The following is a 24,740-nucleotide window of genomic DNA, read 5'->3' on the forward strand; positions in this document are numbered from 1 at the left end:
AGGAGTTAGGAGTTTTTTCTTAACTTCTAACTCCTAACTCTTAACTTCTAACTTTTGAGATGTGTTGTTTGTTGTTGTTAAACTGGGAGTTGAGAAGTATCATCTCCCAGTCTTAGTATGTATTTCAACTAAATAACACAACGGAGAGCAAAAAAATGCGGGTATCACTTGAACGCACGGGTGGCTTTGCTGGAATTACCAAGAAGACAACCGTTGATACAGATACTCTCCCGCCACATGAAGCTGCCACACTTCCCCAACTAGTGGAAGTTGCTGATTTATTTAGGCTACCGGAACTAATTACTTCGCCAAATCCCCAGAGCGATCGCTTTCAATATAAATTAACAGTAGAAGATAACGGCAAGCAACATACAGTGACTGTCAGTGAGTCAGCATTGCCAGGAACCTTAAGACCCCTAATTGAATGGCTACAGATGGTAGCACAGAAAAAGTAAAAATAATTGATTAATTTAATTTTTGAGTGTAAGCAAAGGGGTATTTGATACCTGTGTTGCAAATTTGCCGATGCGAGGATATTTAGTAGTGGTTGGTTTTATCTCCAAAATACGCAAAAAACTTTCTTGTACTTTATTATAAATAATACAGAGACACGCGATCGCTTCTTAAACTTCTTCTACACGGATAAACCCAAAGTTGCTCTTGGACCAACACAGTTTCAAGGCATAAAATCTATACCTAACACTGTAGAATATCTCCTCAGTACTCAGAATTGTGGCACAGTGGTAGTGAGATTTTAAGCAACACGGTATTAGTTTATATCCAGGCGAGGGTAAAATGACACAAAATTCAGAAAATACTTTAAAAGTTGCTCAACAGGCATTTGAGGGTCTAACGCATGGTATGGCAACAGGAGAGTGGGAAGCATTGTTAGATATGCTCACAGAAGATTTCACCCTTTGGTTTCCAATGGCAAAATTCCACGGTTTAAACGTGGGAAAAGAAAGAGCTAGAGAATTTTTCGAGTACGTTTCTGAATCCTTTAGTCCTGGGTTGAAGCTGATTGGTCTAGACCGTGTTACTAGTAATGAAACGACTGCTGTCTTTGAGTTTCGGGACGAGGGGCTTTTATTCGGACAGCCTTACAGAAATCGGGTAGCAGTTTCTTTTGATGTGCGTGGAGACAAAATTTGTGGGTATAGGGAATATTTTGGCAGCGATGGTAAATCGTATTAAATAAGTCGGAATTATGAATTATTTAATTGATTTTTATTAGTTACTCTCAGGGTTGAGTTCGTTAATTTCTCTGCACTTAGCCTCTGCGGCTTGATATGCTGCCAGATAGTCTTGACCACCCAACATTACATCACCGTAATATTCATAAGGTGGATCGCCATAAATTGGCAATGGATCGTCTTCTGGATAATCTTCTTTTGATTCTTCAATGATAGCTTTCAGTTTTTTAACAGTCAAACTATGTGCTGCAAAATACCAGATTTCTTGAGGATTTTTGTTCAGGTGAGGTAACGTGGGATCGATAATCCGGACATCAGAGGTATCGTCTAGCTCAATCCAACTGTGTTCGATCGGTCTATATGGTTTTCCAGCAAAAGCTAAAAATCCCTGAATATACTTTGCTCCCTCAGTAGATAATGCTGCTTTATAAGCATTATCAAACGGAGTGCTAGCTCTGCTGTTTATCTGTTCAGCAATTTTGATTGACAGCGTTTCATCCAATAGTTTGTTCATCAATAGCAAGGATTAGAGCAGCCATAAAAACATATTACCACTGCTACTGACCATTTTGCTTGGGCATTGGGAATTAGTTATTCACTAATGACTAATGACAAATGACTAATGACAAACTCTACTTTGTGCTAATCACCATCTGTAAATTTATTAATAAGTCGCTTGAGGTGTAGGGCTTGGACAAAAGGGTTTTAACACTATTACCAAGGTTTTTAATCATTTCATGATTGGAGGCTAATCCACTAACACCAATAATTTTGATATCTGGATTAATTTTTTTCAATACATTGATAGTTGTTGGCCCATCCATAGATGGCATCATCATATCAACTAACACCACACTAATTTCTTGTTGATGTTTTGTATATAGTGCGATCGCATCAATACCATCACTAGCCACTAAAACTTTATAAGCATTTTGTTCTAACCAGGTTTGAGTAACCTCTCGAATTGAATCTTCATCATCAACAACGAGAATTAATTCTCCATGCCCTGCTGGTAATTCCTGATATCTAGCTAATTTACTATCTGCTTCGATTGTTTGCGTTACGGGTAAGCAAACTTGAAACTCTGTACCTTTGCCCACTTCACTAACTACATTCACAAAACCGCTGTGGCTTTTGATAATGCCAAGGACTGTTGAAAGACCAAGCCCTGTGCCTTTACCCACTTCTTTTGTTGTGAAAAATGGCTCAAAAATTCTATCTATTATTTCTCTTTTAATTCCTATACCTGTATCGCGCACGGTAATCATCACATAAGAACCCGCCTTAGCATCAATATTCATCCGAGCATAATGGCTATCAACCCAGAAATTCTTCGCAGAAATCTTTAGGATACCGCCATGAGGCATAGCATCACGAGCATTAATGCAGAGGTTCATCAGCACTTGGTGTATCTGAGTTGCATCACCAAAGACATCCCACAGGTTTTGCCCAGGAACATCAATGTCGATTTCAATAGCTCTGGAAAATGTTTGCTTAACAATGTTTTCGATTTCTAAAATTGAATTCCGTATCTGTAAGGTTTTAAAGTTACCTACAGAGCCACGTGAAAACCATAGCACTTGTTTAACTAAATCTGCTGCACGTTTAATATTAGTTTCCATAATTGTCAGCCATTTCTGACTATTTTCATCCGGCAGCTTTGCCTCTAAAAGTTGTACTGTCATCATCATCGGTGTCAGTGCATTGTTGAGGTCATGGGCGATGCCACTTGCTAGAGTGCCAAGACTCTCCATCCGTTGGGCCCGGAGAAACTGGGCTTCAAGTTGCTTTTTCTCTGTGATGTCGGAGTTGACAATCAGGATGGATTTGGCTTGCCCCTCATCATCATTTACTAGTGTCCAGCGACTAGCAACGATGATTTCTTTGCCTTGTTTTGTGACTTGATATAACTCACCTTGCCACGCACCACTCTCAGCTAAAGTTTCCTGGATGTTTTTCAATTGCCAAAAACTTTGCTTTTGATAAAAAAGCTGATTTGCATTCTTGCCCACTACTTCTTCTGCCATCCAGCCGTAGAGATGTTCAGCCCCTTGATTCCAAAATTGAATTTGGTTAATCAAATTTTGAACGATAATCGCGTCTGTGGTGATGTTAAGCAAAGCAGCTTGCTCGCGGATTTTTTGTTCTGCATCTTTGCGATCGCGTAGCGCAGCTTGCTGTTCGGTAATATCAATTACAAAGCCCGCCATTCGAGCAACTTTACCTGTAGAGTCTAAAAAGATATACCCATTGTTCTCAACTGTGATATAAGTGCCATCTTTACGACATACGCGAAATTCAAGATGGAATCGCTCTTTTGTGGATAAAACCCGGTTAATCTCTTTGTTAAAAAAGCTGCGATCGTTAGGATGAATCAATTCTAACCAGCGGTTCAAACCTCCCAACATCTCAGGCATAGAGTAACCTAATATTCGCTCTACATTGCCATCATATTTAATCTCATTGGTATGTAAGTGCCAGTCGTAGAGAATCTGACCACTTGCTTGAATTAGTGCTTGATAGCGATTGTTCCACTCATCTAATGCATCTGAATGACATCGTAGTTTTTCCTCTACCCGCTGACGCTCCAAGATTTCGCTCTCTAAACGGTTATTTTGCTCTGTAAGTTTTTTTGTGAGGTTCCGTAAACGTAAATGGGTATTTATCCTAGCTAAAACCTCTTGAGATTCTAAAGGTTTGGTAATGTAATCTACAGCCCCAAGATTCAAACCTTTAACTTTATCTACCTTGTCACTCATGGCAGTTATAAATATTACGGGAATATCTTGAGTAGCTGTATTTTTTTTCAAAAGTCTACAAGTCTCAAAACCGTCAATTCCTGGCATTAATACATCCAGTAAAATCAGGTCAGGTGAAGCATATTCTGCCATTTGAATGGCACTTTGTCCATCTTCAGATACTAAAACTTGAAAGCTGTAATAATCTAAAAAGTCAAATAATACTTGTAAATTAACAGGAGTATCATCGACTATTAAAATAACAGGTTTTTCATTTATATTAACATTCATACTTGCCTCTTATTAAATTTATTTGAAAACTTCTATAATTGATTTTTATTGAAAATAAAATCTTTAAAATACTTACGTAAAACTACAGGTGGTAGGGGCAATTCATAAATTACTCCTATCTAAAAATCAGGGTTTCAGCTATTGTTTGCGTAACTCCTGCTTTAGCAAGTTGATGAAGATGTGTGGCAGATGGCACTCGATCGCCTACTTGTTGGAATAGCAAAAATAATTTTGCTATTTAAAATGTCTCTTGGCTGATTTGAGATACCATACTTTCTGCCAATTTTTTAGATACACACAAATTTTAGACTTAAATTAAAAAGATTTAATTAAATAAAAGTAAACTATTTCCACAAAATAGCGGTTTCCAAGTGATGAAGTATATATAGGAATCCGGTTTGATTCGGAGAATTTACTTGCGTGGGCAGGGAACAGGAAAGAAGGCATAGATCCGTACTGAGTCTTGTTCAAAAATAAAATAGGAGTCCTATACCTCATTTTTATTAGAAAAAGCTATATAGCGATCGCACTTTTATTCTCTTTCCAAAAACAAATAAATATATATATGGAAAAGTTAAGGGCGCACAGCTAGCTGCACGCCTTTACTATGTTTATCTATAAATAAATCTATGGAGTTGTGGAGGGATCGAGTTTTAGCCGAGCCGTTTTGGGGTGACAGGGACTTCCCCAACAAACCTGCCCAGAAGGCATATTAGTAAAAACACTACTCCGAGCGCCAATTACAGCATTAGCCCCGATTTGCACTCCTGGCCCAACAAAACAATCAGCCGCTACCCATGCACCATTTTCAATGGTGATACTTGCTGTTTTCAACCCAAAGGCAGGATCTTGGAGATCGTGAGTACCAGTACACAGGTAACTTTTTTGGGAAACTACGCAATGTTCGCCGACTTCGATCCGATCGAGGCTATATAAAACTACGTTATCTCCAATCCAACTGTAGTTACCAATGGTAACTTTCCAGGGGTAGGTAAATCGGGCTGTAGGTCGAATTAATACACCTTTGCCGATACGAGCGCCAAATAATCGTAGCAAAGCACAACGTACAATATTTAACGGTTGAGGAGTTAGAGGAAAGGCGATCGCTTGTACAAACCACCATAATAAAACATACCAACTTGGACGCCCCCGGGCAAACCAAGATTGGTCATATTTGCGTAAATCTACGAAAGGTTGGTCATTAGTCATTAGTCATTAGTCATTGTCAGGAATCAATGGTCAATAGCTTTGCTTCTGCTTCTCTGCTCCCCTGCTCACCTGCTCCCTCCTTCGGCGTAGTTGCAGTATTTAAGTGACCACCACAGTTGCGTAATTCGTAAAGTTTAACGCCAATTTGATATTCATATTGACTGAGTAAACGTGCATAGATATATCCTGCTTTGCCATCTAAAAAACCGCGTTGAATTATATAAAATAAAACAAACCGCAAAACGGGTTTAAATGGTAGGTGTACCCAAACTTTTTTCAAAAATCTTTTGCGTTGTACGGCATCGCCAAATAGATTAGCGCCGATAGTACCACTATCATCTTTACCTGTAAGAATATTAAAATAAACCCTGGCTTCCCAGTTGGAATATCTGTTGTGCCGTTCTAACCAGTGGTAAAGGTCGCGGAAGTCTTCGTGGAGCATGTCATTTTTGAGATACCCAACTTTCCCTTGCAAAATCACGTGTTCGTGAACTTCGTTATCACCAGTATTAGGAATATCTTCTGTATTTAGATTTTCGTAGCGACCTTTTTTATGTTGAAATAAACGTAGATTCCAATCAGGATATTTCCCGCCATAACGAATCCATTTTCCTAAGAAAAATACGCGGCGGTTGAGATAATAACCTGTATATTCATCATTTTTAATTACTTGCTCAATTTCTGACCAAAGTTCGGGGGTGATGCGCTCATCACAATCTACAATTAGCACCCATTCATTACGAAAAGGCAAATTATCTAAAGACCAATTTTTCTTTTTAGGCCAGCGTCCATTGAAGTTGAATTGTACGACATTTACACCGTAACTTTTAGCAATCTCAATGCTGTTGTCAGTACTTTGAGAATCTACTACAAATATTTCATCTGCTCTGCTGAGGCTAGTAAGGCAAGCAGGCAAGTTAGCTTGTTCATTTTTTGCCGGAATTAGTACTGAAACTGGTATTTTAGATGACATATTGAGTAAAAATTATGTTACTGGTTATTTCTTATTTGATGTAGATAAAAGACCCTGAATAGCAGCATTTAAGTAACCAATCTGACCGTAAGCATACACCAGTTTGTCAAACCGTTCTGCTGGATCGGAGAAATACTGTAAAGCCTTATACAAGCCTCGCACAAACCGTTCGCTACCTCGCTGTAATTGAGCGATCCCAGCTTTACCAGCGAGTTGTTCTCGATAGCATTCACTGATACCCTGCCACCAGCCTCGGTTTAAAAACCAGGAGCGTTGGAGGCGTTCTGGGGCTACATTGTGAGCGACGAGTGCTTCGGGAAGATAAGCAACTTGCCAACCACGCTGTAGAGCAAATTCGGTCATTTGCAGTTCTTCGTTAGATAATAAATTTTTACCCACTCGACCGAGATGGGGATCGAAACCGCCAATTTCTTCGAGGAAACTGCGGCGGATAGAGTAATTTAAGCCTCTGGGTGTTGAGCCAGGTTGCTCAATGTAGATGTTACTGTCACCTAAGTCGTATGCACCCAGATTTGCAGCTAGCCCTGGAGATAGCCACCGTGGTTGTTGAATTCCTGGAGGCCACAGGAGAGTGACTTTGCCACCTGCGATCGCTAGCTTAGAATTATTGTAATAGGCAGAATATAAAACTTGTAGCCAGCCCTTACTGGCAACGGCATCATCATCTAGATAAGCAAGAATATCACCACTGGCTACCTTTGCACCCGTGTTGCGGGCGACAGATAAACCAATGGTGGGTTCAAAAACATACTTCAGGCGCGGATTGTGGCTTCTTTGTTCTACAACCTCACGAGTGCGATCGCTAGATCCATTATCAACTACCACAATTTCAAAGTCAGCAGCAAAATCCTGATCTAAAAGACTATCAATTGCAGCCCCTAAATAGGTATCTCGATTGTGGGTACAGATAATGGCAGAGATTTGGATGTCTGGCATAGATTGAATTTTGGATTTGAGATTTGGGACTTCGGCTCCTTTCGACTTCTCTACGAGACGCTACGCGAACGCTCAAGGCAAGTCGCTCAGTCGAACGATTTTAGATTAAAATCTAAATCCAACGCTATAACTGCTGAGAGTTAATCTAAACCAAAAGTTACCGACCTACCAACCGAGTTTCTTCGGAAATAATCTTTAAAACTTTACGTTTGTTGAATATGACTGTGTAAAACTACAAGAGTTTGCGCCAGTTGACTAAGGCGGGTTTCCAAAGATTGCTTGCGCCCTAACAGTTGACGTAACTTTTGGTAACGAGCGATCGCCATACTAACATTGGGAACCTGATCCGGTGGACATGGACGCGACCAAACTTTACCAGTATCGTCCACACCACAGAGGCGATAGCCAGTAATAGATGATTGATAAGATACTTTTCCACCAGTGGCACAAATTTCTTCTACGTAGTTCATCAGGCGGTCAACTTCTGCATGGCGCAGTGTCGCAGTTCCTCCTGGTTCTGGTTCGGGGGGATTGGATTCTAACCAGCCATTGACAATTGGCCCTTCTAAGTAAATATCCTGAATTTGTTTCAAAATATTTTGCAATTCTGTTTGCCAACCAGCAACAGTTTCCTGAATTTCTTGCAATAGATTCATTGCCAATGCTGGATTCGCTCCGTGGCGATGGCTACTAAAAGTGGGAGTTTTCAACTTGGGTAGGCTGGGTGTTTTGTTACCATTCTCTTCTGCTTGAAAGGTCTGCACAGATTCATGGTGAGGAAAGAAATTTTGGTCAGAAGGAGAATAATTTTCAGTATTTACGCTTAAGTCAACTGTTTGTCCTTGTGACTTTACTTCCTCATCCTGAGAGGATGGAATTTGTGTACTTTCTGTAGGTTCGTTAGCTCCGACGCTGATTCTAAAGGAGAAAGGCCGTTTTGTTGTCGAATCAGTTGTTTCGGCAGTAGAGGCAGTGCCGCGATTCCCTAAATCGTGTAGAGTTGCTTCAATGCGTTTTAAGCCTGCGTTCATAAAGACATCCTAAAGTTTGCTGTCCCCAGTAGTATTGAATAATTAAGAATGGGGTAGTTGGGATTTTTGGCTTTTGCCAGTTGTAGCATCTAATGATGCTGGTGCTAATTTTATCCCTTAAAAGTTATTTGAAACCAAAAATCTCACCCATGAAGTAAAAAAATGTGGCGATCAATTGTAACCGTGGGTATGTAGAGGAGGCAGGAAGTTAGAATTTATCTGTTGCTCTTAGAGGTTGTTTGAAAAGTGTTTGACTGTGATTTTAATTGCGTTGTTACCCCCCTTAGTCCCCCCTTGTAAAGGGGGGAAACAAGAAAAATCCGGTTCCCTCCCCCTTTACAAGGGGAGGGTTAGGGAGGGGTAAAAAATATTTGATACATCAATCACGACTTTTCAAACATCCTCTTAACCCCATCTAATTCCAGACCACGAAATTGTAGATTTTGCTGGAGGACTTAAACCACAAGCTTACTTGCGATAATAACCATAGGAGGCGACGGCAATATTCCTTCTGCCTTCTGCCTCCTGCCCTCTGCCTCCTGCCTCTCTTGTTAAAATACTCAGTAAAAAACTTTGGGTAAAATCATTTTAGTAACAGGGCCAGCACGATCTGGTAAAAGTGAATGGGCAGAAACTTTAGCTATGCAGTCAGGAAAAGCAGTTGTTTATATAGCAACAGCCACCGATAACCCAGATGACCAAGAGTGGCACCAACGCATTTTAGAACACCAACAACGTCGTCCCCAAGACTGGGTAACTTTATCTGTACCTGTGGAACTGTCTGCTACCCTTGCTGATGCCAAACCCTATACTTGCCTCTTAGTTGATTCTTTAGGGACTTGGGTTGCCAATCTCCTAGAACAGGATGAATCTAGCTGGGAAAATACCCTTGCAGAATTATTAGAGACGGTGGAATTGGTTGCTGCTGATATGCTGTTTGTAGCAGAAGAAGTGGGTTGGGGTGTGATCCCAGCTTATCCCCTTGGAAGGATGTTCCGCGATCGCCTCGGTTCTTTAGTAAGACAGCTAGCAACACTTAGCGAAACTGTTTATTTAGTGACTGGCGGCCATGTTCTCAATCTCAGCATCCTTGGTTCGCCATTGCCAAATAGAGCTGATGCTGGAACATTCAGAAGTCAAGATTCTTAACTGTTGATTCAAATTAATCTCAAATTCCAAATCTAAAATCTAGAATTGTAATATGGCAACCAAACAAGAAGTTAAAGGATACCTTGCCTACTGGTTTCAGTTGGGTAAGAGGGTGATTACGGGCAACGGTAAGGCAAGCTTTTTGCCCCAATCGGTGCTAAATGGCGATCGCTATAGTGAAGAATTTGAACAATGCTGGCAAAAAATTATTTCACCGGAATCGGGTGATTGTTACCTTGAGGGTACACATGAAACTATTGCTGAATTGTTGACGCCAACATGGAATATGCTACCTTGCAGCCGATGCAGTATGCCAATAGCCGCGCGAAACGTCGGGATGCCGGCGTTGTTATGTCCCTGCAATGATTTACCTAACTGGCCGAATACTGAATTGCCAGCACCGCGAGAGCCAATTAAAACTCAAAACCAACTCCAAACAATTCGCGATCGGCTTGTAAAGAATATTACATAAAAAAATTGCTATGGGACTTCCAAATAAAAAAATATCCCACAATTAACAATCAGCAACTTCAAGCGGGATAATTTATATCTTGGAGTTCCCTATAAAACCAATCGCAACTTCAACGACTGTCGAAAAACCCATCTGCTCAATTTCTCAAAAATGCAGGTCTAAAACTCTTCCCACCAGGATAGAGTTAAGACCTATGTATTTTTTAGTTGCAGTAGGTTCGTTGTGGCAGGGTAGAATCTAATACAAAGGGATTCTCATTACCTTGGGGTGTTTTAGCGATCGCATGACTGCGTGCTACCTCACCAGCATCAATTGGATCGTCTGCTTGCCACTTACAGAGAGTATCCTTTTGTGCTTCAAAGAAGCTTGCATTTGCCAGTTCTGGGTAGACTGTGCGGAAATAGAAAATTACCCGAGCAATATCTCCTTTCTTTGCCTCCCGTGGTTCAAAAAATCCCCGTCTGAATTCACTGTATTTGTCAATATCCTGCGGACTTGGTTGGAAACTTAGTTCATCATCATCGAGATACCAAGACGTAGTTTGATTATCAGGAATATCTCTAAATGGAAAGTTGGCGCGATCGCTGTTAATTTCTATGCGTGAAGCAAAGAGGTTATGCAAATCGCTTTTTGCTGGGCCTTCAGCTCCCATACTCTGCGGCCAGACGTGTTCAGCATTGATTCTGTGTCGTGCTGCTTCCTCTCTGGGTTTATCTGAATTTGGGTCGAGCGGAACACTGTAACCAGCGTAGATGTCCGTTACTGTACCGCCTTGGTTATCTATTTTGGTGTAGAGCAAATCACGGGCGCTACCATATCCGAGGCTAGCACGAGGGGAGTAAAGGCTATCTAGTTTTTCCAGTAAATCGTCTCCTGTAACATCAGAAAGAATTGTGCCTGGTGCAACTGGTGGTTCAGGACTGCTAACTGGGACTGATGGAATGGGAGTAGTTTCACCAATCGCTGGTAGAGTAAATCGAGCAATCACAGGGTCATGATCGCTGACTGCACTAGAAATCCCTGCGTTAACGTGAACAGCATTGATCTCAGGATTTCCATTGTTAAACAAATTTGGGGTAATCAGGATTTGGTCAATTTGTTCCTTATTCCCTTGAAAGACATAAGAGAAGCGGTCATCTTCAGGAATTTTGTTTACCAAATTTTTCAGCTGATTTCCTTCAAGGATTTTAATCGGCTGGGAGTCTGGAGTATCGTTTAGATCGCCAAGGACGACAATATTTGCATTTGGGTCAGTAGTTAAGCGATTTTCGACAAATTTGTTAACAATTGTTGCCTGCTGTATCCGTTTTGGGTTGGAAGCTGCTCCTCCACTTTTAGACGCAAAGTGATTGTTTATCAAGGCGATGGGAATATCGTTGAAAGTAAATTCACCCACTAAAGGTTTGCGACTTTTTAAAAAAGCTGGATCGTCCGCAAAGCGTTCAAGCTTTTGTAGCTTAACTCGTTGAGGATTGAACAAAAAGCCTACCCGAATATTGCCACCTGGTTGGCCTCCATCAAGTCCGTTCTGAGGAGGAATTTCCCGATATTCATAGGCTGGGCCTCCTACAGATTGGATAGAACTGATCAGAGTGTCAGCAGTCAGAGTAGCATCAACTACAGAACTTAACTCAGCTCCATCATTGTCTTGTACTTCTTGCAAAGCAATAATATCTGGTTTTTCAAGATTACTAACAATCTGGTTTGCCAAAGCTGCAAACTTACCGTTTCTCACATCATCATCGACGTTTCTCGCCGACCTATCATCAACCTTAGAGACGTTTTCCTTTTTAGGATCGAGGTTTTCGACGTTAAAGGTGGTAATCGTTAATTGCGTAGGACTTCCTACCAAAGATGTAACTTGTACACCATGAGCGATTCCTGAAGGAAGCCAGAATGCAAGAAAAACGATAAAGCACGTTGTATGCAAGACTTTTCGGAAAGAACTCATGAACATTCTCCTTAATTGCAAATAGAGACTTAACTCAGTTGGAGCGCCATTCCGAAGATATGAGAAGCAAAGAAATTGAAGTTTTTCTAAAGCCATTTGACTAAGAAAAACAAGCAAAACAATCTATCTGTTTCAGTCCAAAATCAAGTATTAAGTGCAAGCTTATGTTTGTATTAAGAGATGTACTTCGATTCCCAAGAAGAAGTCATAACACAACCAATAATACAGCAGTCATTTGGTATTTATCAACTTATTATCTAGTCACTTGTGGATACTAAATTGCGATCGTAACTAGTAACAAATGCCTTATGCTTCTCAAGAGTGCTGAATGGGGAATCTTACTTTTTTACTCAGGACTGAGAACGGGCTAAATGCCCCGCTAATAAAACTTTGAACTGTTTTGGCCCATGCCCAATGCTCAAATTCCTAAATATTTTGCTCAATAACCGTGCCACTATAGAAAATAGAGCTGCAAATTGAGCAATAGGAAGACTAAAGAACACTGTGCAGATAACATTCTTAGGGACGAGTTCCGGTGTACCCACGCGATCGCGCAATGTTTCCAGTGTCGCTCTGAGATTACCCCAAAGGGCAGAACTGTGGTTATTTGACTGTGGCGAAGGTACTCAGCATCAAATTATGCGGAGTGAACTGAAAATCAGTCAACTCTCCCGAATTTTTATCACCCACATGCACGGCGACCACATCTTTGGCTTGATGGGACTTCTTGCTACTTGCGGCTTGGCTGGCAATGTGGAACGAATTGATATCTATGGCCCACCTGGATTAAATGATTACATTCAATCCGCCTCACGTTATTCCTACACGCATTTTTCTTACCCGATCAAAGTTCACGCCATCCGTCCAGGGATAATTTATGAAGACAATGACTTCACCGTTAGCTGCGGTAATTTGCATCATCGGATTACAGCTTTCGGCTACCGCGTAGCTGAAAAAGACCGAGCCGGACGCTTTGATGTGGAAAAAGCTAAGGCGTTGCAAATTCCTCCTGGTCGGGTTTACGGTCAACTCAAGCGGGGTGAAACAGTTACCCTTACAGACGGACGGGTGATTGATGGCACCCAATTGTGCGGCCCTACAGAAATTGGTCGAAAGATTGCCTATTGTACAGATACAATTTATTGTGATGGTGCAGTGGAATTAGCTCATGATGTCGATGTATTAATTCACGAAGCAACCTTTGCCCATCAAGATGCAGATATGGCTTTCCAGCGGTTACATTCCACAACCACAATGGCAGCGCAAACAGCTTTAGCTGCTGGCGCGCATCGACTGATTATGAGTCATTTCAGTCCCCGCTATGCTCCCGGAAATACTTTAGAGTTGAAGGATCTCCTCAAAGAAGCTCGTGCTATTTTTCCCCGTACTGATATGGCTTACGATTTTATGATTCATGAAGTACCCAGACGACGGGAAATAGAGTTAACCAAGGTAAGCGTTTAAATTTTGGACTTTCCTGCGTAACGCTACGCGTAGCTTCCCTGGAAGGGTACGGCTACGCTAAGTCTAACGATTTTAGATTTTAGATTTCCTACTGAGCGCTTCTAATCTAAAATCTAAAATTAACCAGGTTCTATTTTAAATTTTAATAGTCTCAATCATAAAATCAAGCAAATAAACAGTAGCTTTATTTTCCGAGTAAGTAAACTATTTAACCAACAATTTACGGTTAACTAGATGTATCAAGAATATACAAATAGTATGGTTTAAATATTTTTATCAATGTGTTTTTTCTATTACAAGTTATTAAAATAACTATAATATATCTAGTAATATTATGAGTTGGATAATTTTATACTCAAATACTTAGGAAAAATAATTAATTTTTCGTCAAGATTTTTATTCCTTAAATAAAATATTTATTAAAAATTTATCCTTATAACACTGATTCAGAATTTATATGCATGAATTGATGAACATGAAAGCGCCAATTGGCATAATGTTGTGCCAAATTAGCTTGTCATTGTTGGAAGAAGAATTAAGTATGCGATCGCAGCTATTATACCATTTTGAAAAATGATTGCGACACATGGATTCACACCAAGCCAGACGCACCAAGGCAATTTCCAATCCAAAATCTAAAATCCAAAATCTAAAATGGTATTAGGTGTAAAAAAAATCATTTCATATTTCTCATCAATCTTCCAAATAAATATAGTGTTTCGATATTAGAGGAGTTTAATAGTGGCTAAAACTAGTCTGAATCAAAAGCAACAGGTTACTACTTCAACACAAGGCGCAGTTGACATCAGACAACTATCTACTATTTTGCTTCGCCGACGCTTTCTGATCTTTGGGGTTTCCTGTGTAGTTATGTCAGTTGCTAGCCTCTTGGCTATCAATGCAAAACCTACTTACCAGAGCAATATGCAGATATTGGTGAATTCCCATTTATCTCAAGGATCGCAGTCAAATACTCAGGTTACTAATTCAAATTCTCAAGTTGTTGATTCCACTACTCAGATGAAACTTATGCTGAGTTCTAAGTTGCTTCAAAAAGCTGTAGATTTACTCCATTCTGATTATCCTGAGCTTACTTTACAAGATATCAATGGTCAAAAACAACATAACAAAAAAGCACCTTTAGAAGTAACTCCAGAAGCGGGAGGTATAGGAGCAAATAAAGTTTTTAATCAAGCATTTAAAGTTTCTTTTAATGATGACGATCCAGTAAAAGCACAAAGAGTACTTCAAGCGCTACAGAAAGTCTATCAAAACTACAACAAACAGCAGCAAAAAGAACGTCTGAATCAGGGATTAGCTTTTGTAAACACTCGCCTACCTGAAATGAAAAAAGAGGTAAGTAAAGCTGAGAAAAACTTAGAACAGTTTCGCAAAAAACATAAATTACTCGATCCCGAAGTCCAAAGTAAAATTCTGCTAGAATCTCTAGCCGATATTCAACAACAATTACAAACCACTCGTGCCAATCTTCAAGATGTAAACGCTCGCTACGAGAATCTAGAGCAATTAATAGCGTCTTCGTCTCAGCAAAATACACTACTTTCTTCTCGTTTAAATCAGTCAAGCCGCTATCAAGCATTATTAAGTGAAATTCAAAAGACTGAACTAGCGTTGGCTAAGGAGCGGCTCCGCTACACAGATGATTATCCATCGGTACAAAAATTAAAACAGCAACGCCAAAGTCAACTTTCCCTCTTGCGAGAAGAGGTGAAAACTATTACTAATACTAGTAAGGAAAAGCCTTTATTCAAAGGACAAATGTTAGGGGTCGATCCAACGCTAGTAGATGAGTTTGTTTTGGTACAGACAAGTGTTTTAGGACTCACTGCCAATGAAAAAAATTTAGTCGAATCAGAACAGCAACTACGCTCTGAGCTAAACAAATACCCAAGCTTAATAGCAGAATATAATCGTCTGTTGCCAAAGGTAGAAACTAGTCGTAAAAACCTTGAACAACTAATCCAGGCGCAACAGTCATTAGGACTGAAAATTGCTCAGGAAGGATATAACTGGCAAGTTTTGACAGAACCTTCTCCCGGTATTTATATGGGCAACAACAGATTATTCCTTTTGGTTGGAGGAGCAGTAATTGGGCCGATTTTAGGTATCTTAGCCGCTCTGATTTTGGAAAAGTTTAATGACGCTATTTATTGTGCCGAAGATTTAAAGAAACTGACAAACCTACGTATATTAGGATCGGTACCAAAACTACCGTCACGTGGTGTCAAAAAACGGCGATTTGGCCTGCCTTGGAATGTCCGAAGTAGGTCAAATTCTTCTGTAATAGAAGCCAGCAGTAAATTGCCCGTCCATGAAACTTTGGACATGATTTATCAAAATATTCAAATATTAAAATACCCCTTACCATTCAAGTCGCTGATGTTCACTTCAGCACTACCAGGGGAAGGAAAGACAACCTTAGTATTAGGACTTGTAGCTAGCGCTGCTCGGATGCATAGACGGGTATTGCTAATTGACGCTAATCTACATAATCCTAGCTTGCATAAAATCCTGGAACTATCAAATGATTGGGGACTCTCTCTGTTATTAGTTGATGAGACAACTACTCATTTTCAAGATTACATCCAGCCGATTCACCCCTCTATTGATATTTTGACTGCTGGGCCAGAACCAGAAGACACAGTGAAGTTACTCAGTTCTCAACGAATGAAAGAACTAATAGAGCTATTTGAGCAAAGTTATGATCTAGTACTAATAGATGCTCCATCTATTTTAGGCACGGTTGATGCCAGGATTGTGGCATCTTTTTGCAATGGTATTGTAATGGTAGAGCGTATGGGGAAAGTGACTCGAACTGAACTGACTCAAGCAACAGAAATTTTGAGTAAGTTGAATTTAATTGGAATTATCGCTAATGAAGCGAGCAATTCTCAAAAGGTATTGGCATCGTAAATCGAAGAATAAAAGTTTCTCTTCCACAGCAGTCAGATTTGGACGATTCACTTTCCCCGATTTCTGATTTCTACCTTATATTTAAAGCAAAATGCATAATTAGTAGGAGGTGGCAACCTCCCGCGTTGGAGAACTGTCTCATCTTAAAGTAGTAGACGCCATAATCCAGAGCGTCAATTAGATACTAGTGTGATTAGATGATCGGTATGAAATTCCAACTTTACTTAGGCTCCTTATTTTCTCAGATTAAAGTACGTTATTGGTGGGTAAGTATCTTTTTGTGGATTGCTTTGGTTGCCCCAGCCCAAGCGTCTGTAATTTTACGCGTGGCAATTGAGAGGGGTGTTAATCAGGTAAAAGTAGGCAGTTCCACCACTGGGATTGTTAAGGATAGTACTGGCCGGACTCTCGGACAGTTGCCAGCGATGAGCGCATATTATGCCCAAGCCGTTCCTGGCGGAGTTGCTTTAGATAAGTGGCAGTCTGGTTTATTTTGGATTGAGCCAACTGGTAAAGGATTTGTTTATATTGGCGATCGCTGGTATCGAGGCAGAACTCTGGTTGTCCCCACAGAAAAAGGCTTAACGGCTGTTAACTGGGTTGACGATCAAGAATATCTCTACAGCGTTCTCGGTGGGGAAATGGATGCTAGCTGGCCCCAAGAAGCACTAAAAGCCCAAGCGATCGCAGCCCGCACTTACGCCCTCTACGAACGAGAAAGACAACGCAATAATCCCGTTTACGATTTAGGCAATACCCCCGATCGCTGGCAAATTTACAAAGGTGTCATCAGTGAATCTCCTGCTACTTACGCCGCAGTGGATTCTACTCTAGGGCAGGTACTAACTTACAAAAACCGGATTATTCTCTCAGTCTTCCACGCTTGTTCTGGGGGACACACTGAAAACGTAGAAGATGTTTGGGGAAGCAGCGAACCTTATCTACGTGCTGTTCAAGACTACGATCAAAATATCCGCGAATGTAATTGGGTAAAAACTTTCTCGCCCAGTGAAATTAGCGCTAAATTTCCTGAAGTGGGCAGCGTGACGGCGATGATTCCAGAGACATACTCACCTTTTCGCAGTGTTAAAGTTTTAAAAATTGTCGGTAATAAGGGTACGAAGGTGCTACAGGGTGAAGAAGTGCGAACAGCCCTCAAGTTAAAAAGTACCAAATTTAGCGTCACTAAAGGGGCTGATGGTAGTTTTGTACTACAAGGGCTTGGCTATGGTCATGCTTTAGGTATGAGTCAGTGGGGGGCGTACAATCTGGCTCGGCAAGGAGTAAACCATCTGCAAATTTTGGGACATTATTATCAAGGTGTAGCTCTAACACCAATTCAGGCGAAGTAATCAGGGATTGGGGATTGGGGATTGGGGATTGGGGATTGGGCGTTGGGCATTGGAAAGAGGACTTGGAGACAAGGAGAATTGGGGACAAGGGGAAAGACTTGTTGTAAGTTCTAAACTTTTGTCACCTTGTCACCTTGTCCCCTTGTCCCCTTGTCCCCTTGCTTCCCCTGCTCCCTTGCTCCTCTGCTCCCCTGCCCCTCTGCTTCCTATTCCCCACTCCCACGTTCTAAGCGCCGTTGCCATTCTGCATCAATTTTTGCAGAACGTTCAACTTCTTGGTCGAGTAAGTCAGTTTCGCTAGAATACACTAAATCTTCGTTGCCAATGACTTTTTCTGTTGCAAATTGTTGAGCATAGTTGATTTTTTGTTGCAAAAGTGTGTCAGGACTTGCCAATAGCCTTGCTCTGGAAAGGCGATCGCGGTTGCGATCGCCTATTTTGCGATTACGCCACTGAATCCAGAAATAACGCAATAGCGGTATACCTAAAAAACCTACTCCGTAAGCCAATAGCAGCCAATAAATTCCTTGTACAAAAGCTACTAGTCCACCTAACTGGACAGCAACAGTTCCATCTCTCAATAAACTTCCCAGTACTAAAGCACCAACAAAATTTAGTATTCCTAACCCAGCACTCAGCATAATTTGCCCGGAACTTGCCGCGCTAAAACGCCAAGGAAATTCCTCTAAACGATCTGATATTGCATGACGGCGCTTTTTAACTGCACTCACCTGCAATTCTGGGAAGTAATAAACAATTTGACCTTCTGGACTTACCCCTGGTTGCCCATTAAACCGCGTCAGAACGGGAAGCATATAATCTTCGTACTCTCTTGTGTATCCTTCGCCAATGTCATCCAAATATGGGGCAATTTGTTCTGCTACCACTGCACCACGGTTACTCCGAATCACCGTAGCAATTTCTTGCCAGCGACGTTCTTCTAAGTTGGCATTAGGATTACCATCGCCAAACAAAAACGAAAACACAGCTTCAAAGAAATTCAGATTGCTTTCTTCCCGCCTTTCACGTCGCGGTTCCTGGTAGTGGGTGTCATAATTTGGGCTAAGATACCAAAATAAATTTGGAAAATAGAAGAAGCCCCCACCGCCGGAATTACTGCCCCGATTATCGCCGTCACGGTCTGAATTGATAGAGGTAATGATAATGAAGATGGTAACAGTTATCAGAGCGATGGAAACAGTTAAGAAAATTCCAAAAGAAATGCGAATCAGGTAAAACAGAACACTCCAGACTTTTTTCCACCATTCCTGCAATCGTAGCCGAAAGTATTTATTACGCAAAATTGCTCGAAAATTTTGTGGAAAAAGGAAAACTATATCACCTGAATCCGCTACCTGCAAATGCCCGCCAGCATCAGATGCCAGAGCTAACAAGCTTTGATTAGCTTCAGCGACGTTCAATCCTGCCTGAGTTGCCACATCACCAACGGTGACACGGTAGCCCAGTTGTTCCACAGCCTGCATGATGGTGGGACTGGGAGCCATTGCTCTCCCCTCCTATTGAAAATTATTCCTTTTCTTAAGTATAAAGTTTTATTTTGAGCGACTTAGCTCGGATAGAGGTAACAATTCAAAATTCAAAGTGTTGACGTTCGGTCTTCAACTCTTTAATTGACTAGACAATCAACAAATGATCGGACACGCAAAATGATATAATTACTTGCCTCAGCTTGGTTAAATCAGCAAATTTACTGCTCAAATATGGTTCAATACACTCTCGCTCAAAGCCCAGAAATTATCCTTACTGTTTCTGGAAAAGATTCATCCAAAGCTCGTGATAAAGCAATGGATCAGCTAATGGAACTGATGGATGCAGGTAAGCTACCCACGGAACTGGAAGAAGGATTTGGCCCTCAACAATTAATTGAGGTAAAAGAGTCAACTATTGATACTGCTAATGGTGAAGATACGATTACACAAGCTGTCCAGATTCTGAGTAACCTGGCCACGCTCAAACTGAAAGTTCAGGAGTCACGATCTGAAGCGTTGGAAATTCGTAAAGCTGTTGATATTCTATTTACCGATGACTCGGTGACAGAAGAGGAAATGACTCGACTCAAGGAAGGTTTTAAAGTTCTCAAAAACTTTGCCCAAGCTAATGTGCGTTACCAAGAAGCACGAGCTAAAGCAGAACTAGCTAGGCAGACCCTAGATCAAGCTCTCAAATCCCCTGATAAGTAACATTCACAGAATTAGATGCATTGAGATAGATCTTAAAAATTCAATTAAATACTGTAAAAGACAGGTATGATAACCTGTCTTTAGATTAACTGGGGCGCTAGGATTCGAACCCAGGGATGGCGAGACCAAAACCCGCTGCCTTACCACTTGGCGACGCCCCAATAATTTCACTATGGTTAATATAACACTTAGTCCTGGGTTAATGTCAAGTACTTTAATAGTTGATTTCAGATAATGGGTTTTTACAACAGGATAGTGATTGGTGGGAATCCTTGTATTTGAATTCTTTCATCACTTCAGGTGAACCCTTGAATCTTCGTGCTTCAAGCAGAAGATTTTTTCCTGAGCATCTAAAGTCTGGTTATTTTGATGATGAACCGCTTTGAGTCTCGTCTTAACCTATTTGTTTTTCTTTAATCTCCAGTCTCGTGAAGAAAGACGCCTGCAATCCGACTTGATGACAGTAGTTGCTTAGTAGCCAGCCATATAAAGAGTGGAATAGTCTTAGCATAGCGGCCGCAAAGTCGGCGCGGTTCTTGAATCCATCGATACAGCCATTCAAGTCCTAAGTCTCGAACTATGCGGGGTGCGCGCTTATGAATTCCGGCATAAACTGGGAAAACTCCACCCAGTCCAATCATTACAGCTTGTATTTTGCCCTTATGTTGAGCTATCCAATTTTCTTGTTTGGGACATCCCAAAGACACTAAGACAGCGCTAGCACCACTAGAGTTAATCTTTTTAACCAAGGCTTCGTCTTCAATTTCAGTTAGGGGACGAAAGGGTAGAGGTTCCATTGCCGCAATCTTTATCTGCGGAAATTCTTTCTCTAACCTGTTTTGCATCCTAGAAAGAATTTCTGTTTGGGAACCTACAAAGAAAATGCTCAGATTTTGTGTTTGAGTTAGCTGACACAAGGCGAGAAAAATATCCATCCCTGCCACACGGTCTTGGTAAAGCGCTCCCATTTTTCGCATCATCCACACCAGAGGCATACCATCAGGAGTAACTATATCTGCATTTCGCAATACAATGGCAAACTCTGGATTCCAATGGGCTTCAATGAGCATGTGTACATTGGCTACATATACAGTTTTACTCTCACGCCTACTCGCCCACTTCAGTATTGTTTGTATCTGCTCGTCAAACCGTAAAGCAGTAATAGGAAAATCAAGCACTTTTTTAGTAGGTAGAAGCACTCTCGCCACCATCAATAACTCCTGTATCCAAGAAAACAATTCATAGATTACCTAGACCAATCACAACGATTTAATATTTAGATTGGATGACTCCTGACTTTTTGTAAGCTTGTGTGATTGTTGGAAGTTAACACGTGGAGGTGCAATTGCCTTTTTAGTATACTTTTGGCTTAATCGGTAATACTAGAATTATTTACTGTTGTGTCCTAGCTTACTGTTTTATGTTAAGGATTTTAGACACTGCTTGACAAAATTCATACTTCCTTCATAATTAATTTTCAGTTAGTTCATCCAAGCATTATAATTGCGATAAATTCCTAGAGAAAAACTGTATATTAAGTAGTATACACTACTTAATTACTTAAGTATAAATGTAAAATGCTAACCAGTTAATCTGCGGCTTTTATACGTCAATATGCGCTTAAGAGGTTGAATTAATTTAGTATATTTTAAGGAATAATAATTTTCTTTTCTCTTATAATAATTTCCAAATTTATTACAGATTTAATAATGTAGTGTCTGTATTGAAAAATCTCTAAATTTTCTTTTTTTCTGAAATAAAAGCCCAAAAAATAAGGGAAAGATAAATTTATCTTTCCCTGGTCTATCGTTTTTGCTATTGTCTGGCTTGTTACTTTCTTTAAGTCTTTGCCGTAACATTTGCCTTTGTTTTTTTAGTTGACGCTTCCTAGCAGAACCGCCTCTACCTTTATCATTTCTGCCTTCTTTACGGGGAGATTCCCATCTTTTCAGGCGCATAAGTTTTTAACCTCTTTAGTACTTGTTTGGTAGTGGGCAGGAGGAGAATCGAACTCCTATGACCGTAAGGCCGCCACATTTTGAGTGTGGTGCGTCTACCAATTCCGCCACCCGCCCTTGTATCTAACCTTAACTAGTATACTCTAATTAAGGGATTTTGTAACAAGTCTGAAAATTATTTCTGAAAGTTTTGCTGGAATCACATTTCTAACAGTTCTCCGACTAAAAGCGTGGCAGGGTTAATAAACTAGGGTCAATATCCTGCATTTTGGCACAGCCGCTAAGTGCCATTGCCACATTTAACTCATCTTGTAGGAGCGAGATGACATGAGATACGCCGATTTGCCCTGCTATGGCTAGTCCCCACAATATAGGTCGTCCGATTAGTACTGCTTTTGCTCCTAATGCCAGAGCTTTGAGAATGTCTGTGCCTCTACGAATGCCGCCATCCAACACTACTTCTACCTTACCATCTACTGCGGCTACTATTTCAGCGAGGGCATCTAAAGAAGCGATCGCACCATCAAGTTGTCTGCCACCATGATTAGAAACAACAATTGCTTTGGCTCCATATTCTACAGCCCGCACAGCATCATCTCGGCGTAAAACTCCTTTGATAATTAAAGGTAGTGGAGATAAAGACTGCAACCATTTCAAATCGTCCCAAGTGACTGCTGGGTTGAGTTGTTGGGCAAAATAGGTAAATAACCCAGATTCGCCTTTTTCATGGGAAATGTTTAGTCCTGAGATACTAGCAAGATTAGCCAGATGTAAGTCATGAGGTAAGGCAAATTCATTACGTCTATCTCTCTCGCGCTGTCCGAGAACGGGTGCATCCACAGTGAGACAAAGTGCTTTGTAGCCTGCTTTATAGGCTTTTTCTACCAAAGCACGAGTTAATCCCCGGTCTTTATGGATGTAAAGCTGGAACCACCGCAGAGAATCTGGAAACTGATTACATGCAGTCGCCACTTCTTCAATGCTCTTTGTTGCCATTGTACTTAACACCATACCTACACCAGCTGATGCAGCAGCTAGGGCCGTGGCAACTTCTCCGTCTGGATGGGCTAGACATTGAAAAGCCATCGGTGCAATTAACAAAGGTAGTTGCAGGGGTTGTCCTAAAATGGAGGTACTTAGATTACGATCGCTCACATCGACTAATATTCGAGGTCGCAGCTTGACTCGCTCAAAGGCAGCACGATTATCTCGTAATGTGATTTCGTCCCAAGCACCACTGCTATAGTAATCAAGTGTCGTTTGAGATAGATATTCTTTTGCTAGCTTTTCGTACTCAAAAAGATTGATGGGTTGAAAGCGATCGTTAGTAGATAAATCGGTAGACATCATTAAATCTATAGCAAGGGACTGGGGACTGGGGACTGGGTGAAAAGTCTTTTTGTGTCTAAGTTTTATCATCTGTTGATGTCCTAATCACCAAGGCTTGTGCTATGAGATAAAACTTTTGTTCGTAGTGAGCGATTTATCGCTCTGCATAAGATTTTAAATGGCTAGAGCCGCTGACTACGATTATTCTTTGTCAAGGCTTGCAAATGTATTTATTTTTACTTAGTTAGCGATCGCTCAATTAATTTATGTGTTGAGGCGTTGTTCAACAAATAGTATCAAGATTGCTCCCAAAAAAAGACCTCTGGCGTAAAGCAGAGGTCTTTCTGTTTCAGAACATTGTAAAATTTATAAGCAATGTAAAACGCTGATATGGTTAATTTAGTGGCTTCTGTGCCACGAACACAAAAATAGTAACCCAATTGCCAATCCCATACTGACCATTATTATTACTCCTGTGCCGAAAATGCGTAGGCGCAGCCCGCCGCAGGCATCGCCAACATTTAGGTACAGATATAGAAATCTAATGCTGCGACCAAAACTTCATCTTATGCAAGATTTTAGGAGAACTTTTCCCAGGATTGGGCAACTAATTGGCTTAACCAGCGGCGTTGTTCCCGATCCAGTAGTGGATCGTCTGCTAACAACTGAGCGGTCAATTCTTCCAAAGATTGACCCTGAGCGCGGACAATTTTAATTACTCCAGCGATCGCACTGGCAACTAGTTCTTCATCAATCGGCTGTTGTCGCAGAGCAATAATTTCTTGGGGACTGTCTGGAATGGGATAATTCATGGCGTGGGTTACAGAAATACAAAATGAACAATAAATTTGACAAACTCTTAAAATTTCTTCACTGAATCTTTATGAAACTAATAGGGCGGAGTATACCTTACTTTATGCCTTAAGAAAATCTGTCTTAGTGAGTAGATTGATGGGAGATGTCAGGAAAAAATGAAAGAAATCCTTTATTTAGAAGTTCCAACTCCAGATATAGAAACTGTGCGTAGTTGGTTACAAACAGATTTTGAACCTGGAAATGGAGAAAAAGTGCTTACCCCGGAAGGCTTTCGCCTTCAAATACCCAGTGCTATTACACCTGCAAAAGTGAGTCTTTCCGAAAACTTGCCTACAGAACTTTCGGTATTTGTCTGGTCGGTGCAACGAACTACCTATCTGAAAGTGTTTCGCTGGGCAGAACAACCTTTTCCCAGTGAAGGACAAATTCTGCAACGCTTGACCAAGGAAATCAGAAGCCGTTTTCCGCATCATTACCCAGAACCGCCAACAATTGATTTATCCCAGCAATCAATATTTACCGCACTAGGCTCTACTTACCCCCTTACCGTCAAGTATTTTCAGAAAATGCCCAACGGTGAATATGACCTAACTCGTGCCTATTGGTGGGAACAACGATGGCGCGAAGGGGTGCGGAATCCGCAACAGCCGCGTCAAGTGGTGTTTTCGCAGGGGAGCAGGGGAGCAGAGGAGCAGGGGAGCAGGGGAGCAGAGGAGCAGGGG

At 41.0% G+C, this 24,740-nt stretch carries 20 protein-coding genes, 2 tRNA genes and 1 pseudogene; 9 read left to right on the forward strand and 14 right to left on the reverse strand.

Annotation, left to right across the window (positions count from 1 at the left end; translation table 11 throughout):
• The first annotated feature begins 155 nt into the window (after window positions 1-155).
• Window positions 156-455, forward strand: a complete 300-nt coding sequence (locus RMX89_RS09925; protein WP_322673607.1) for a protealysin inhibitor emfourin — start codon at window positions 156-158, stop codon at window positions 453-455.
• Between the two features lie 340 nt (window positions 456-795).
• The gene (locus RMX89_RS09930) at window positions 796-1,194 is read left to right on the forward strand and encodes a nuclear transport factor 2 family protein (protein WP_322673609.1); all 399 of its coding nucleotides are present in this window, start codon (window positions 796-798) and stop codon (window positions 1,192-1,194) included.
• 36 nt (window positions 1,195-1,230) lie between these two features.
• Here the strand turns inward: RMX89_RS09930 and RMX89_RS09935 are convergent, their stop codons facing one another.
• From RMX89_RS09935 to RMX89_RS09960, 6 genes are all read right to left on the reverse strand, one after another.
• Window positions 1,231-1,707, reverse strand: coding sequence for a hypothetical protein (locus RMX89_RS09935; protein WP_322683541.1), 477 nt, complete (start codon window positions 1,705-1,707; stop codon window positions 1,231-1,233).
• A gap of 118 nt (window positions 1,708-1,825) precedes the next feature.
• A complete protein-coding gene (locus RMX89_RS09940; RefSeq protein ID WP_322688808.1) occupies window positions 1,826-4,222 on the reverse strand; it encodes a response regulator in 2,397 nt (798 codons plus the stop codon).
• 627 nt (window positions 4,223-4,849) lie between these two features.
• Window positions 4,850-5,431 (reverse strand): hormogonium polysaccharide biosynthesis acetyltransferase HpsU, encoded by a 582-nt coding sequence (gene hpsU, locus RMX89_RS09945; protein ID WP_322688809.1) that lies wholly within the window; start codon window positions 5,429-5,431, stop codon window positions 4,850-4,852.
• A 16-nt stretch (window positions 5,432-5,447) separates the two neighbouring features.
• A complete protein-coding gene (locus RMX89_RS09950) occupies window positions 5,448-6,404 on the reverse strand; it encodes a glycosyltransferase family 2 protein (protein WP_322688810.1) in 957 nt (318 codons plus the stop codon).
• Window positions 6,405-6,428: 24 nt separating this feature from the next.
• The gene (locus RMX89_RS09955; protein ID WP_322688811.1) at window positions 6,429-7,361 is read right to left on the reverse strand and encodes a glycosyltransferase family A protein; all 933 of its coding nucleotides are present in this window, start codon (window positions 7,359-7,361) and stop codon (window positions 6,429-6,431) included.
• Between the two features lie 203 nt (window positions 7,362-7,564).
• Window positions 7,565-8,392, reverse strand: coding sequence for a hypothetical protein (locus RMX89_RS09960; RefSeq protein WP_322659702.1), 828 nt, complete (start codon window positions 8,390-8,392; stop codon window positions 7,565-7,567).
• A 573-nt stretch (window positions 8,393-8,965) separates the two neighbouring features.
• Here RMX89_RS09960 and cobU point away from each other — a divergent pair.
• Both cobU and RMX89_RS09970 read left to right on the forward strand, forming a co-directional pair.
• Window positions 8,966-9,541, forward strand: coding sequence for a bifunctional adenosylcobinamide kinase/adenosylcobinamide-phosphate guanylyltransferase (cobU, locus tag RMX89_RS09965; RefSeq protein ID WP_322673615.1), 576 nt, complete (start codon window positions 8,966-8,968; stop codon window positions 9,539-9,541).
• Between the two features lie 52 nt (window positions 9,542-9,593).
• The gene (locus tag RMX89_RS09970) at window positions 9,594-10,013 is read left to right on the forward strand and encodes a hypothetical protein (protein WP_322688812.1); all 420 of its coding nucleotides are present in this window, start codon (window positions 9,594-9,596) and stop codon (window positions 10,011-10,013) included.
• Between the two features lie 202 nt (window positions 10,014-10,215).
• On the opposite strand, the gene RMX89_RS09975 is transcribed toward RMX89_RS09970, so the two are convergent.
• Window positions 10,216-11,964, reverse strand: a complete 1,749-nt coding sequence (locus RMX89_RS09975; protein ID WP_322688813.1) for an endonuclease — start codon at window positions 11,962-11,964, stop codon at window positions 10,216-10,218.
• A 504-nt stretch (window positions 11,965-12,468) separates the two neighbouring features.
• Here RMX89_RS09975 and RMX89_RS09980 point away from each other — a divergent pair.
• The 3 genes from RMX89_RS09980 to RMX89_RS09990 all read left to right on the forward strand — a co-directional run bounded on the left by RMX89_RS09980 (window position 12,469) and on the right by RMX89_RS09990 (window position 17,714).
• Window positions 12,469-13,428: a ribonuclease Z gene (locus RMX89_RS09980; protein ID WP_322688814.1), complete on the forward strand. Its 960-nt coding sequence runs from the start codon at window positions 12,469-12,471 to the stop codon at window positions 13,426-13,428.
• A 741-nt stretch (window positions 13,429-14,169) separates the two neighbouring features.
• On the forward strand, window positions 14,170-16,362 hold the full coding sequence (locus RMX89_RS09985) for a polysaccharide biosynthesis tyrosine autokinase (protein WP_322688815.1): 2,193 nt from the start codon (window positions 14,170-14,172) through the stop codon (window positions 16,360-16,362).
• Between the two features lie 206 nt (window positions 16,363-16,568).
• Window positions 16,569-17,714, forward strand: coding sequence for a SpoIID/LytB domain-containing protein (locus RMX89_RS09990; RefSeq protein WP_322688816.1), 1,146 nt, complete (start codon window positions 16,569-16,571; stop codon window positions 17,712-17,714).
• 206 nt (window positions 17,715-17,920) lie between these two features.
• On the opposite strand, the gene RMX89_RS09995 is transcribed toward RMX89_RS09990, so the two are convergent.
• Window positions 17,921-19,219, reverse strand: coding sequence for a hypothetical protein (locus RMX89_RS09995; protein WP_322688817.1), 1,299 nt, complete (start codon window positions 19,217-19,219; stop codon window positions 17,921-17,923).
• Window positions 19,220-19,435: 216 nt separating this feature from the next.
• On the opposite strand from RMX89_RS09995, the gene RMX89_RS10000 reads away from it, so the two are divergent.
• On the forward strand, window positions 19,436-19,915 hold the full coding sequence (locus RMX89_RS10000) for a hypothetical protein (protein WP_322673622.1): 480 nt from the start codon (window positions 19,436-19,438) through the stop codon (window positions 19,913-19,915).
• A gap of 89 nt (window positions 19,916-20,004) precedes the next feature.
• Here RMX89_RS10000 and RMX89_RS10005 read toward each other — a convergent pair.
• The 6 genes from RMX89_RS10005 to RMX89_RS10030 form a co-directional block, all read right to left on the reverse strand.
• Window positions 20,005-20,076: transfer RNA gene (locus RMX89_RS10005), tRNA-Gln, on the reverse strand.
• Window positions 20,077-20,328: 252 nt separating this feature from the next.
• The gene (locus RMX89_RS10010) at window positions 20,329-21,126 is read right to left on the reverse strand and encodes a WecB/TagA/CpsF family glycosyltransferase (protein ID WP_322673623.1); all 798 of its coding nucleotides are present in this window, start codon (window positions 21,124-21,126) and stop codon (window positions 20,329-20,331) included.
• A gap of 492 nt (window positions 21,127-21,618) precedes the next feature.
• Complete coding sequence (locus tag RMX89_RS10015) at window positions 21,619-21,873, reverse strand: hypothetical protein (RefSeq protein WP_322673624.1); 255 nt, start codon at window positions 21,871-21,873, stop codon at window positions 21,619-21,621.
• A 33-nt stretch (window positions 21,874-21,906) separates the two neighbouring features.
• Window positions 21,907-21,990, reverse strand: a tRNA-Leu gene (locus tag RMX89_RS10020).
• Between the two features lie 105 nt (window positions 21,991-22,095).
• Entirely contained in the window at window positions 22,096-23,220 is a 1,125-nt protein-coding gene (locus tag RMX89_RS10025) for an alpha-hydroxy acid oxidase (RefSeq protein ID WP_322688822.1), read from the reverse strand.
• A gap of 560 nt (window positions 23,221-23,780) precedes the next feature.
• Window positions 23,781-24,014: a hypothetical protein gene (locus tag RMX89_RS10030; protein ID WP_322673625.1), complete on the reverse strand. Its 234-nt coding sequence runs from the start codon at window positions 24,012-24,014 to the stop codon at window positions 23,781-23,783.
• Between the two features lie 159 nt (window positions 24,015-24,173).
• On the opposite strand from RMX89_RS10030, the pseudogene RMX89_RS10035 reads away from it, so the two are divergent.
• A pseudogene (locus RMX89_RS10035) lies at window positions 24,174-24,740 on the forward strand (flavin-dependent dehydrogenase); the annotation flags it as partial.

The organism is Nostoc sp. DedSLP04 (assembly GCF_034530775.1).
Taxonomy (GTDB): domain Bacteria; phylum Cyanobacteriota; class Cyanobacteriia; order Cyanobacteriales; family Nostocaceae; genus Nostoc.